Raw genomic sequence first — 12,508 nt, 5'->3', positions numbered from 1 at the left:
GCGCGCCAAGGGCAAGGCGCCCAAGACGATCCTCATCGCCGTCGCACGGCAACTCCTCGTCATCCTCAACGCCATGATCCGAAAGCGACAGCCTATCGCTCTCGCATGAGCATCACAGTTGCCCCCACGGGGCCCTCCATTTCGTTCAGCCCGAGCGCAGGAGCGCCACACCCGCATCCCGCTCGAACAGGTAGAGCGCCGTCCGCGCCGCCTGTCCACGCGGGGCCTCCAGTCCGCCGTCGCGGTCGATCAGCAGCCGGGCGTCGTCCTGCGCGCATTGCATCAGCTCGGCCATATTCTCCGGCGTGGCGAGCCGGAACGCCATCTCCCCCGATTGCCGCGTGCCGAGCAGTTCGCCCGCCCCGCGCAACCGCAAATCCTCCTCGGCGATGCGGAAGCCGTCATTGGTCTCCCGCATCAGCGCCAGCCGTGCGCGCGACGTCTCCGACAATTGGCTGCCCCGCAGCAGCAGGCAGCGCGACAGCCCCCCGCCGCGCCCGACCCGCCCGCGCAACTGGTGGAGCTGGGCAAGCCCGAAGCGGTCGGCATGTTCGATCACGATCAGCGTGGCGTTGGGCACGTCCACCCCCACCTCGATCACTGTCGTCGCGACCAGCACGCCCAGCCGCCCGCCCGCGAAGGCCTCCATCACGGCGTCCTTCTCGGCAGGCTTCATCTTGCCATGGACGAGGCCGACCCGCTCGCCGAACCGCGCGCGCAGGGATTCCGCCCGCATCTCGGCGGCGGCGAGGTCGGACTTCTCGCTTTCCTCGACCAGCGGGCACACCCAGTAAGCCTGCCCGCCATCGGACAGATGCCGCCCCAGCGCGTTGACCACCTCGTCCAGCCGGTCTTCGGACACCACACGCGTCTCGATCGGCTGGCGGCCCGGCGGCATCTCGTCCAGCCGACTGACATCCATCTCGCCATAATGGGCGAGCGTCAGGGTGCGCGGGATCGGCGTCGCGGTCATCGCCAGCAGGTGCGGCGGCGCCTTGCCCTTGGCCGACAGCATCATCCGCTGCGCCACGCCGAAGCGGTGCTGCTCGTCCACCACGACCAGCGCGAGGTCGCGATACGTCACCGTTTCCTGAAAGATCGCATGGGTGCCGACGAGGATGTCGATCTCCCCCGCCGCCAGCGCCATCAGCGTCGCCTCGCGCGCCTTGCCCTTGTCGCGGCCGGTCAGCACCGCGATCTCGACCGGCAGGCCCGCCAGCATCTTGCGCAGCGTTTCATAATGCTGGCGCGCGAGAATTTCGGTCGGGGCAAGCATCGCCGCCTGCGCCCCCGCCTCGACCGCGATCAGCATCGCCATCGCCGCGACCAGCGTCTTGCCCGCGCCGACATCGCCCTGGAGCAGCCGCAACATCGGCGCGGCCTGGGCCAGATCGCCCTCGATCTCGCGCACCGTCCGGCTCTGTGCGCCGGTCGGGGTATAGGGCAGCTTGAGCATGCCGCGCAGCCGCCCGTCACCGTTCAGCGCCCGCCCCCGCCGCTTGCGCGTGTCGGCACGGACCAAGGTCATCGCGAGCTGGTTGGCGAACACCTCGTCATAGCCCAGCCGCTCGCGCGCCTTGGCGTCCGCCGGATCGGCATGGATACGGGCCAGCGCCTCGCGCCAGTCGGGCCAGCCGCGCTGCGCCTTCAGCCCGGGCTCGATCCATTCGGACAGTTCAGGCGCGCGCTCCACCGCCTGCACCGCCAGCGCGCCCAGCCGCCGCGAGGTGATCCCCTCCGACAGCGGATAGATGGCCTCGCGCTCGCGGAAATCCTCGGCGCTGTCGCCCAGGTCGGGATGGACGATCTGCAAATCCTGTCCGTACAGGTCGAGGCGACCCGAGACGGTCTTCGTCTCGCCGATGGGCAGCAGTTTCTTCACCCAGCCCGAATTGCCGCCGAAATAGACCAGCGCGACGCTGTTGCCCGCCGCATCCTCGGCCAGCACGCGGGTCGGCCCGCGCAGACTGGACGACACGCGGTGTTCCTTCACGGTCAGCGGGATGGCGATCACCCGCCCCGCATCCGACGCCATCAGCGTGTCGCGCGGGAACCGGTCGATATGCCCGGTCGGCAGGTGGAAGGCGACATCGACCACCCGCGCGATGCGCAGGCGTTCGAGCGGCTTGGCAAGGCCCGGCCCGACGCCTTTCAGCGACGTGACCTCGGCGAACAGCGGATTGAGGATATCGGGACGCATGACTAGATGGACCTGTATAGCCTCTGCCTCGCGCGCCGCCAGAGCGTGCGGAACCAATCTCATCCGATCGGAGCCCCATGGACCACGAAACCCGTATCAAACGCCTTCGCTTCCGCGCCTGGCATCGCGGCACCAAGGAAGCCGACCTGATGATCGGCGGCTTTTTCGACGCGCATCATGAGACGCTGTCCGTGGCGGAACTCGACTGGTTCGAGGCGCTGCTGGAGGAACAGGACGTCGACATCATGGCCTGGGCGATCGGCACCCAGCCCTGTCCCCCTGAGTGGGACGGCCCGGTGATGCAGCGGATGCGCGCGCTGAATTTCGTCCCCATCGCCCGGTAACTTACCTGTTCGCAGGCGTTTTCGTACCGCGTCCTACCCCAGCTTCGGAACCCCATGCCCGATATCAAGACGATCCTGTCCGCCAAGAGCCCGCTGACCCTGTCGGGCGTTCCGGCGGGGTTCCTGCCCGCGCTCCTCGCCGACCTCGCGCGCGCCACGCCGGTGCGTGCGGCGTTCATGTGCGCCGACGAAGCGCAGATGCGCGAGCTTGCCGCGACCGCGACCTATTTCGCGCCCGAGCTGGAGATATTGCAGATTCCCGCCTGGGACTGCCTGCTCTATGACCGCGCCTCGCCGACCCTGCGTGTCATGGCCGAGCGGATCGCAGGGCTGCACCGATTGCAGACCCGGCCAAAGACGCCGCAGCTCGTCCTGACCACCGCCAATGCCGCGACGCAAAGGGTGCTGACGCCGTTCCGTATCCGACAATTGGTCGCGCGGCTGGCCCCCGGCGAGCGGATCGGGCTGGAGAAGCTGGCGACGCTGCTCCAGGCGAACGGCTATGTCCGTACCGAGACGGTCCATGACCAGGGCGAGTTCGCGGTGCGCGGCGGGCTGGTCGACCTGTTCCCCAGCGGCGAGCAACAGGCGCTGCGCCTCGACTTTTTCGGCGACGAGATCGAGAGTGTCCGCACCTTCGACCCCGCCGACCAGCGGACGACCGGGCGGATCGAGGGCTTCACGCTGCTCCCCGCGTCCGAGGCGCTGCTCGACGAGGAATCGATCAAGCGGTTCCGCACCCGATACCGCGAGACCTTCGGCGCGACCGCGACCGGCGATCCGCTCTATCAGGCGGTGTCGGAGGGGCGGCGCATGGCGGGGATGGAGCATTGGCTGCCGCTGTTCGAAGACAAGCTGTCGACGCTGTTCGAGCATCTCGGCGATGCGGTGGTGGTGCGCGACAATGGCGTCGCGGCGGCGGCGATCGCACGGTTCGAGGCGGTGGCCGACTATTACGAGAACCGCAAGCGCGCCGAAGCGGCCCAGCCGGGCAGCTTCCGCCCCCTGCCCGCCAAGTCGCTCTACCTGGCGCCCAAGGAATGGGACGAAGGGCTGGCGGTGGCGACCGCGCATCTGGTCACGCCCTTTCATGAACCGGAAAGCGCCACCGTCCTCGACTTCGAGGTGGACGGCGCGCGCGACTTCGCCCCCGAGCGTGCCGCCCATGCCAATATCTATGAGGCCGTGGTCGACCATGTCGAGGCGCTGCGCAAGGAGGGCCGCAAGCCCGTCCTCGCCAGCTATTCGGTCGGCGCGCGCGAGCGGCTGGGCAGCCTGCTCAAGGATCATGGGCTGAAGGGCGCCAAGGCCGCCGAAAGCTGGCAGGAGGCGCTGGGTATCGCCGATACCGCGAAGAGCTTTGGCGTCGCGCTGGTCGTGCTGCCGCTCGATCACGGCTTCACCGCGCCGGGCGTCGCGGTGCTGACCGAGCAGGACATGCTGGGCGACCGGCTGGTCCGGCGGCAGAAGCGGCGCAAGTCAGCGGACGCCTTCCTGGCGGAGCTGGCGACGCTCTCGCCCGGCGATCTGGTGGTCCATTCGGATCACGGCATCGGCCGCTATGAGGGGCTGACCTCGATCCCCGTCGGCAAAAGCCCGCACGACTGCGTCGCGCTCTCCTATGCGGGCGGCGACAAGCTGTACGTGCCCGTCGAGAATCTCGAAGTGCTGACCCGCTATGGCTCAGGCGAAGACGGCGCGACGCTCGACCGGCTGGGCGGCGAAGCGTGGCAGCGGCGCAAGTCGAAGATGAAGGAGCGCATCCGCGAGATCGCGGGTGAGTTGATCGCCACCGCCGCCGAACGCGCGCTGCGCCCCGGCGAGGTGGCCGAGCCGGACAGCGCGGGTTATCCGGCGTTCGTCGACCGCTTTCCCTATGAGGAAACGGACGATCAGGATCGCGCGATCGACGATGTGCTGGGCGACCTGACCGCCGGCAAGCCGATGGACCGGCTGATCGTCGGAGATGTCGGATTCGGCAAGACCGAGGTGGCGCTGCGGGCCGCCTTCGTCGCGGCGATGGCGGGGATGCAGGTGGCGGTGGTCTGTCCGACGACGCTGCTCGCGCGCCAGCATTACAACAATTTCGTCGCCCGGTTCGAAGGTTTCCCGATCAAGATCGGTCGCCTCTCCCGCCTCGTCACCGCGACCGAGGCCAAGAAGACCAAGGACGGCGCGGCGAGCGGCGATATCGATATCGTCGTCGGCACCCATGCGCTGCTGGCCAAGAATGTCGAATTCAAGAGGCTGGGCCTGGTCATCGTCGATGAGGAACAGCGGTTCGGCGTGACGCACAAGGAACGGCTGAAGGCGTTGAAGGCCGATGTCCATATGCTGACGCTGACCGCGACGCCGATCCCACGCACACTGCAAATGGCGATGTCGGGCCTGCGCGAGCTGTCGGTGATCCAGACGCCGCCGGTCGATCGGCTCGCGGTGCGGACCTATGTCATGCCGTGGGACCCGGTGGTGCTCCGCGAGGCTCTCTTGCGCGAACATTATCGCGGCGGACAGAGCTTCCTCGTCACCCCGCGCGTCGCCGACCTGCCCGACATCGAGGAATATCTGCGCAAGGAAGTGCCCGAGGTTCGCTATGTCGTCGCGCATGGCCAGATGTCGGCGACGGAAGTCGAGGAGCGCATGTCCGCCTTCTACGACCGCAAGTTCGAGGTGCTCGTGTCCACCACCATCATCGAGAGCGGCATCGACATTCCGTCGGCCAATACGATGATCGTCAACCGCGCCGACCGCTTCGGCCTGGCCCAGCTCTATCAGTTGCGCGGGCGCGTCGGCCGGTCGAAGACCCGCGCCTATGCCTATATGGTCACGCCGCCGGAGCGCCAGATGACCGAGGCGGCGGAGAAGCGACTGAAGGTGCTGTCCGATCTCGACTCGCTGGGCGCAGGGTTCCAGTTGGCCAGCCATGATCTCGACATTCGCGGCGCGGGCAATTTGCTCGGCGACGAACAGTCGGGGCATATCAAGGAGGTCGGCTACGAACTCTACCAGTCGATGCTCGAAGAGGCGATCCTGGAGGCCAAGGCGGGCGGCGCGTTCGAGAAGAAGCGCGACTTCTCACCGCAGATCACCGTCGATGCACCGATCCTGATCCCCGACGACTATGTCCCCGACCTCGACCTGCGCATGGGGCTGTATCGCCGCCTCAACGACTTGGAAAAGCATCAGGAGGTCGAGGAATTCGCTGCCGAGATGATCGACCGCTTCGGCCCCTTGCCCGAGGCGACCGACAATCTGATCCAGGTCATCAAGATCAAGCTGAACGCCCGGACGGCGTGCATCGCCAAGATGGACGTCGGCCCGCGCGGGGTGCTCATCAGCTTCCACGACAACCGCCCGCCCAATGTCGACGGGCTGTTCGCCTATGTCGAGCGGTTGGGCGAGCTGGCGAAGCTGCGCCCCGACGGCAAGCTGGTTCTCAATCGTGCCTGGCCCGACGCCAAGGCGCGGCTGCACGGCGCGCTGCAATTGTCCAAGGGGCTGGCGAAGGCGGCAGGCTGAAATTTCCGCCCCTCCATCACGGGATCGCCGCCCGGTGATGGAGGGCCCCGACCGCGTCGGCTAAGCGGTCATGGCCGGCGGCGTCATCGCGATCAGGCCGCGCATTCCATCTCGTCCTTCACCATCGCGATCAGCGCCGCCTCGTCCAGCGCCGCGGAGCGCAGGAACCCCTGATAGGTTTCGCAACCCAACCGTCCCAGCAGATGCGCCTGGTCCGCCGTCTCCACCCCCTCGGCGATGATGCCCAGGCCCAGCCGCTCGGCAATACGGATGATCCCGCGAACCACGATCCGGTCACGCTTCGACCCGTCGACCTCACCGACCAGCGCGCGGTCGAGCTTCAGATAATCGATCGGCAGACTGGTGAGATAGGCCAGGCTGGAATAGCCCGTGCCGAAATCGTCGATCGCCACCCGGACACCCGCCCCGCGCAGCACATCGAGAACCATCGCCGCCCGGTCGAGTTCGGTGATCAGCCCGGTCTCGGTAATCTCGACTGTCAGCCGCTCGATCGGAAACCCGCTCTCGGCCACCCGATCGAGGAAAAGCCGGGCGAAGCCCGCCCGCGCCAGATCGGCGGCGGTGATGTTGATCGACACGCGAAGATGGGCCAGCGATTCGGGCCAGCGTGCCGCGCGTTGCAGCGCGATATGCTGGATATGATCCGACAACGCCAGACCCAGATCCGCCCGCTCCGCCGCCGAGAACAGCGGATCGGCGCCCAGCGCGCCCAGCGTCGGATGTTGCCAGCGCGCCAGTGCCTCGACGCCGGTGATCCGGCCCGTCTTGATCGCGACCTGAGGCTGGAAAACGATGTCGATCTCCCCCCGTTCGATCGCATGATGCAGATCCGCGCCCAGCACGTCGAGCGGCGCGACATTGCCCGGATGCGCGAACCGCAGCATCGCGCCGTCGCTCGCCCGCGCCCGCGCCAGCGCCTCGCCCGCGCGCGCCAGCAGGATACCCGCATCCTCGCCCGGCCGATGCTCGGCCATGCCCAGGCGCACGCCCAGCCGCATCGGCTGCGCACCCGCATGAAATGGGACGGCGAGCAGCGCCTCGAGCGATTCGGCGACCGCCATCGCCTTGCCATGATCGGCGACCCCCGCCATCACGAACTCGGCCCCGCCCGAACGGGCGACGATCGCGACCCCGCCAAAGGCCTCGGCGGCGGCGGCCTGCATCCGGGCCTCGACCGCGCGCAGCAGCATGTTGCCCGCCGGACGGCCATGCGCCGCGTTGATGAGATCCAGCCGCGAGAGCGAGACGATGATCGCGATACAGGGCTGGCCCTGGGCGATCACGTCGTCCACCCAGCGACGGACCTCGCCCACCTCGCCATCCGCATGGCTGCGGCGACGGCGGATGTCGAGCGTTCGCCGGGCATGCCGCTCGGCCAGCTTGAGCGACACGTCGATCATCGCGGGATCGGAATCGGGCGCCAGGATATGCGTCGCCCCGGCCGCGAGAAAGGCATCCAGCGTTGAAGCCAGGCTGTCGGGCACCGCGACGAGCATCGCGGCGCCGGTCGCGGCGATCACGGCGCCCAGCGCCTGCGCCGCGCGCAGGGCCTGATCCGACCGCCCGCGCGCATCGATCAGCGCGACCCGAGCCTCGCTTGCCAGAAAGGCGCCGACCAGGACATCGCCCGCCACCGGCTCGCCATCATGCGGCGCCGTCGACCAGATCGCCCAGCCGGCGCGGATAATCGCCTCGTCCAACATGACAGGATGTTGGAACGAAAGGGCAAATACCGCCGTTCTCCTGTCGTGGGTGTTCAAAGCGAATTCGTCCTGCGTCATGCGCGCACCCTATCCACTGGCATCGGCAACACCAACGGCAATCGATCTTGCCGCCGTCCCGTCATGGGTCTAGCCTTCTGACGATGGCAGGTGCCGACCGCCCGAGAAATGGGTCGATGATCGACCAGCATGGCCGCACGATCCGTTATCTCCGGATTTCGGTCACCGATCGGTGCGACCTGCGTTGCCGCTATTGCATGGCCGAAAAGATGACCTTCCTGCCGCGCGCGAAGCTGCTCAGCCTGGAGGAAATCGCGGTCATCGCCGAACGCTTCATCGCGCGTGGCGTGACCCGTATCCGCCTGTCGGGGGGCGAACCCCTGGTCCGGCGTGATGTCGCGGATCTGGTCCATCGACTGGGCAGCCATGTCGGGCACGGGCTGGACGAACTGACCATGACCACCAACGGCACGCGGCTGGCCGAGCATGCTGGCTCGCTGGCGGCGGCGGGCGTCCGGCGGATCAACGTCAGCCTGGACAGCCGCGATCCCGACCGCTTCCGCCACATCACCCGCCATGGCGATGTGGACCAGGTGATCGGCGGGATCCTCGCCGCGCGCGATGCCGGACTGTCGATCAAGATCAACATGGTCGCGCTCAAGGCGCTGAACGAGGATGAGATCGGCCCGATGCTCGCCTGGTGCATCGCGGAGCGGCTGGACCTGTCGCTGATCGAGACGATGCCGCTGGGCGCGATCGATGAGGATCGCGTCGACCGCTTCCTGCCGCTGACCACCGTGTTCGACCGTCTGTCCGCCGATTTCCCGCTGCACCGTGCCGGGCATCGCACGGGAGGCCCCGCCCGCTATTGGCAGGTGGAGGGAACACAGACCCGGCTCGGCCTCATCTCGCCGCTCACCGCCAATTTTTGTGACGGTTGCAACCGGGTGAGGCTGACGACCGAGGGCAAGCTGTATATGTGTCTCGGCCATGAGGACCAGGTGGATTTGAAAGCGGCCCTGCGCGAGGGCGGGGTAAAGGCATTGGACGCGGCGATCGATGCCGGTCTGGCGACCAAGCCCGCACGCCATGATTTCCGCATTGCCAGGGGCATGGCCCCGGCAGTGACGCGGCACATGAGCGTGACCGGCGGATGAGCGTGTCGCTTCGGCGGGCGCTGGTCGCCTCGCCCACCGCACCCGCCCGGGAGGCGGCGGCCGAACTGGCGCAGAGCGCCGACTGGGTCGATTTCGACGAAGCCGACTATGTCATCGCGCTGGGTGGCGACGGCTTCATGCTGCAAACCTTGCACCGCATGCTCGAACGGCGGCGCGGGCCGGTGCCCGTATTCGGCATGAACCTGGGCACCGTCGGCTTTCTGATGAACGAGTGGCGCCCTTATGGCCTGGAGGAACGCCTGACCCGCGCCAAGCCCTTCCGCGTCACCCCGCTTCAGATGACCGCGACGGGGATCGATGGCCGCGTGCATACGATGCCCGCGATCAACGAGGTCTCGCTGCTGCGCGAGACGCGGCAGACCGCCAAGCTGGAGGTGCTGGTCAACGACCGCGTCGTGCTGCCCGAACTGGCTTGCGACGGCATTCTGGCCGCGACGCCGGCGGGCTCCACCGCCTATAATTTCTCCGCGCAGGGGCCGATCCTGCCGCTCGGCTCGGCGCTGATCGCACTGACCCCGATCAGCCCGTTCCGGCCCCGGCGCTGGCGCGGCGCGATCCTGCCCGACAAGGCGCGGATCTCGGTCCGCGTCCTCGATCCGGGCAAGCGCCCCGTGTCCGCCGTCGCCGACCAGCGCGAGGTGCGCGATGTGGCGCAGGTCGATATCAGCATGGATCGCTCGCGGGAACTCACCCTGATGTTCGATCCCGAACACGCGCTGGACGACCGCATCACCATGGAGCAGTTCGTCTCCTGACGGCCCCGGTTATCCACAACTTTGACCTTAAGCTTTTCGCAAAACCGTCAAAAAAGGGGTTGCGGCTTTTCTCGAGCCGTTTATAGGACCGCTCCACAACGCCGAAACGTTCCCTGATAGCTCAGCGGTAGAGCTCTCGACTGTTAATCGAGCGGCCGTAGGTTCGAATCCTACTCAGGGAGCCATTCTGCATCAGCAGAATTGGCCGGGCTTGTATAGGCGGTCCGCCACCGCACCAATCGCTCCTTCCCGCAAAATTTGATGGTCGTACGGAACGCGAAGGTCAGCCCTTCATGGGTACCCCGCGCCCGCTGGCCAAGGGTTGCTTTGCGAAACCCTGACAGCATGAGCGGGCGAATTCGATGACCGCGGCCCCATCGTCCAGGATAGCGTCATACGGCTCATGCGTCCGCAACGGTGATCGTCACGGACGCAGCAACCACATGATCGGCGACCATCCCGCATCGCCAACGACGTCAGAGGGGTGGAACGGGCGCGAAACCTCGCCGCGCCCGGATCATTCCACTTCCAGGATGACGGCATCGACCGCGAGACTGTCGCCCACCTGCGCCTCGACGGTCTTGACCGTGCCGGACTTGGCGGCACGCAGGATGTTTTCCATCTTCATCGCCTCGACGATGGCGAGAGGCTGGCCGGCCTCGACCCGGTCGCCCTCGGCCACGTCGAGACGGACAAGCAGGCCCGGCATCGGCGCGATCAGGAATCGGGACAGGTCGGGCGGGATCTTCTCGATCAGGTGCCGTGCATAGGGTGCCGCGCGGGCGGGCAGGACACGAACCTGATGGCTGGCCCCGCGGGTCGTCAGGCGAAAGCCCGTGCGGGTCCTGGCGATCCGTACGCTCAGCGTCTCGCCCGCCTCATCCTCGATCGTGATCATCCGGTCGCCCGGCGTGTACGCGATCGCCAGATCCAGATCGTCGCCGTCGACCGACAGCCTGTCGGGCGAGACGTTAACCTGATGGTCCGTGCCCGCGATCCGCACCGTCCAGTCGGCGGGCGGTTGCAGCCGGTCGCCCAACTGGCCATCGATGCGCCGCGCCCGGTCCGCTTCGGCCGTGGCGGCGAAGGCAGCCACGGCGGCCAGCGTGCGGACCAGTGCATCGGACGCGGGCGCGCCATGGAATCCCTCGGGATATTCCTCGGCGATGAAGCCGGTCGACAGCGCGCCCGAACGGAAGCGCGGATGCTGCATCAGCGCGGAGAGGAAATCGATGTTCGTGCCCGGCCCGACGATCTCGAACGCATCGAGCGCGGCGACCTGTGCGTCGATCGCGGCTTCGCGCGTGGGAGCCCAGGTGACCAGCTTCGCGATCATCGGGTCATAGAAGATACTGACCTCGCCACCCTCGGCGACGCCGTCATCGACGCGGACACGCGCGTCGTCATCGGCCTGTTCGACCGGCGGGGCATAGCGCACCAGCCGCCCGGTGGACGGCAGGAAGCCGCGATACGGATCCTCGGCATAGACCCGATTCTCGACCGCCCAGCCGCTGATGGTCACATCGTCCTGGGTGAAGGACAGGGGCTCTCCGGCCGCGACGCGGATCATCTGCTCGACCAGGTCGAGGCCCGTAATTTCCTCGGTCACCGGATGCTCGACCTGGAGCCGGGTGTTCATCTCAAGGAAATAGAAGCTCTCGCCGGTCTGGTCCGCGCCAGACACGATCAACTCGACCGTGCCCGCCGAATAATAGCCGACCGCCCGGGCCAGCGCGACCGCCTGTTCGCCCATGGCGCGGCGCATGGCGGGCGTGACGAAGGGCGACGGCGCCTCCTCCACCACCTTCTGGTGGCGGCGCTGTACCGAGCATTCGCGCTCGGCGAGATAGACGATGTTGCCATGCTGGTCGCCCAGCAACTGGATTTCGATGTGGCGCGGGCTCTCGATGAACTTCTCGATGAACACGCGGTCGTCGCCGAAGCTCGCCAGGCCTTCCCGCCTGGTGGCCTCGAACCCTTCCCGGACATCGGCTTCGGACCAGGCGAGCCGCATCCCCTTCCCGCCGCCACCGGCGGAGGCCTTCATCATCACCGGAAAGCCGATCTCGACGGCGATGCGCACCGCTTCCTCGGTATCGGCGATCTCGCCCAGATAGCCGGGCACGACATTGACCCCGGCCGCCTTGGCGAGCTTCTTGGATTCGATCTTGTCGCCCATCGCGGCGATGGCGTTCGGCGGCGGGCCGATGAACGCCACCCCAGCCTCGGCACAGGCGCGGGCGAAGCTCTCACGCTCCGACAGGAAGCCATAGCCGGGGTGAATCGCATCCGCGCCAGTCGCCTTTGCCGCGGCCAGAATGAGGTCCGCCTTCAGATAGCTTTCCGCCGCCGGCGCCGGCCCCAGCCGTACCGCTTCATCGGCCAGCCGGACATGCGGCGCGCCCGCATCGGCGTCCGAATACACGGCGACCGTCGCAATGCCCATGGCGCGCGCGGTGCGGATCACCCGGCACGCAATCTCACCACGATTGGCGATCAGGATCTTCTGGAACACGGGTGCCTCTCCTCTTGTCTCGTTGGTCCGCGTCGCCGCCGGTTTATTCGGCGGCGACGCGCAAGGGCTCGGCGCCCTCCATCGGCCTCAGGCCAAGCCTGGCGAAGAGCGCCGCATCGGCATCCTCGCCCGCATTGCCCGCCGTCAGCAGCTTGTCGCCGGTGAAGATCGAGTTCGCCCCCGCCAGGAAGCACAGCGCCTGCGTCGCCGCCGCCATGCTCTCGCGCCCCGCCGACAGGCGGACCATGCTCATCG

Annotated in this window: 7 protein-coding genes, 1 tRNA gene and 1 pseudogene; 5 read left to right on the top strand and 4 right to left on the bottom strand. The window is 67.6% G+C overall.

Annotated elements, in window-relative coordinates:
- Nucleotides 1–145 precede the first annotated feature (145 nt).
- Nucleotides 146–2,200 (bottom strand): ATP-dependent DNA helicase RecG, encoded by a 2,055-nt coding sequence (recG, locus tag RN629_RS17670; protein ID WP_407036417.1) that lies wholly within the window; start codon nt 2,198–2,200, stop codon nt 146–148.
- A 77-nt stretch (nt 2,201–2,277) separates the two neighbouring features.
- Between recG and RN629_RS17665 the strand changes: the two genes are divergently transcribed.
- Together RN629_RS17665 and mfd are read left to right on the top strand one after the other, a co-directional pair.
- Nucleotides 2,278–2,544: an FAD assembly factor SdhE gene (locus RN629_RS17665; RefSeq protein WP_407036416.1), complete on the top strand. Its 267-nt coding sequence runs from the start codon at nt 2,278–2,280 to the stop codon at nt 2,542–2,544.
- 54 nt (nt 2,545–2,598) lie between these two features.
- A complete protein-coding gene (mfd, locus tag RN629_RS17660; protein ID WP_407036415.1) occupies nt 2,599–6,063 on the top strand; it encodes a transcription-repair coupling factor in 3,465 nt (1,154 codons plus the stop codon).
- Between the two features lie 92 nt (nt 6,064–6,155).
- Here mfd and RN629_RS17655 read toward each other — a convergent pair whose 3' ends face one another.
- Complete coding sequence (locus RN629_RS17655; protein ID WP_407036414.1) at nt 6,156–7,787, bottom strand: EAL domain-containing protein; 1,632 nt, start codon at nt 7,785–7,787, stop codon at nt 6,156–6,158.
- Nucleotides 7,788–7,948: 161 nt separating this feature from the next.
- Here RN629_RS17655 and moaA point away from each other — a divergent pair, with 161 nt between their 5' ends.
- The 3 genes from moaA (at nt 7,949) to RN629_RS17640 (ending at nt 9,923) form a co-directional block, all read left to right on the top strand.
- Entirely contained in the window at nt 7,949–8,962 is a 1,014-nt protein-coding gene (moaA, locus tag RN629_RS17650) for a GTP 3',8-cyclase MoaA (RefSeq protein WP_407036413.1), read from the top strand.
- Nucleotides 8,959–9,738, top strand: coding sequence for an NAD kinase (locus RN629_RS17645; RefSeq protein WP_407036412.1), 780 nt, complete (start codon nt 8,959–8,961; stop codon nt 9,736–9,738). Before moaA ends, RN629_RS17645 begins: the two co-directional genes overlap by 4 nt.
- 110 nt (nt 9,739–9,848) lie before the next feature.
- Nucleotides 9,849–9,923: transfer RNA gene (locus tag RN629_RS17640), tRNA-Asn, on the top strand.
- Nucleotides 9,924–10,255: 332 nt separating this feature from the next.
- Here the strand turns inward: RN629_RS17640 and RN629_RS17635 are convergent.
- Together RN629_RS17635 and RN629_RS17630 are read right to left on the bottom strand one after the other, a co-directional pair.
- On the bottom strand, nt 10,256–12,253 hold the full coding sequence (locus RN629_RS17635) for an ATP-binding protein (protein ID WP_407036411.1): 1,998 nt from the start codon (nt 12,251–12,253) through the stop codon (nt 10,256–10,258).
- 43 nt (nt 12,254–12,296) lie between these two features.
- Nucleotides 12,297–12,508, bottom strand: a pseudogene (locus RN629_RS17630) (biotin synthase BioB); the annotation flags it as partial.

It is taken from the genome of Facivitalis istanbulensis (genome assembly GCF_040560405.1).
GTDB lineage: Bacteria > Pseudomonadota > Alphaproteobacteria > Sphingomonadales > Sphingomonadaceae > Sphingomonas > Sphingomonas istanbulensis.
Note: the sequence above shows the minus strand (reverse complement) of the source record. Positions and strands in the feature narration are given on the sequence as shown.

What these genes read in the sequence shown, in the direction of transcription:
- recG (WP_407036417.1), bottom strand. Translation starts at nt 2,200, where the DNA reads ATGCGTCCCGATATCCTCAATCCGCTGTTCGCCGAGGTCACGTCGCTG.
- RN629_RS17665 (WP_407036416.1), top strand. Translation starts at nt 2,278, where the DNA reads ATGGACCACGAAACCCGTATCAAACGCCTTCGCTTCCGCGCCTGGCAT.
- mfd (WP_407036415.1), top strand. Translation starts at nt 2,599, where the DNA reads ATGCCCGATATCAAGACGATCCTGTCCGCCAAGAGCCCGCTGACCCTG.
- RN629_RS17655 (WP_407036414.1), bottom strand. Translation starts at nt 7,787, where the DNA reads ATGTTGGACGAGGCGATTATCCGCGCCGGCTGGGCGATCTGGTCGACG.
- moaA (WP_407036413.1), top strand. Translation starts at nt 7,949, where the DNA reads ATGGCAGGTGCCGACCGCCCGAGAAATGGGTCGATGATCGACCAGCAT.
- RN629_RS17645 (WP_407036412.1), top strand. Translation starts at nt 8,959, where the DNA reads ATGAGCGTGTCGCTTCGGCGGGCGCTGGTCGCCTCGCCCACCGCACCC.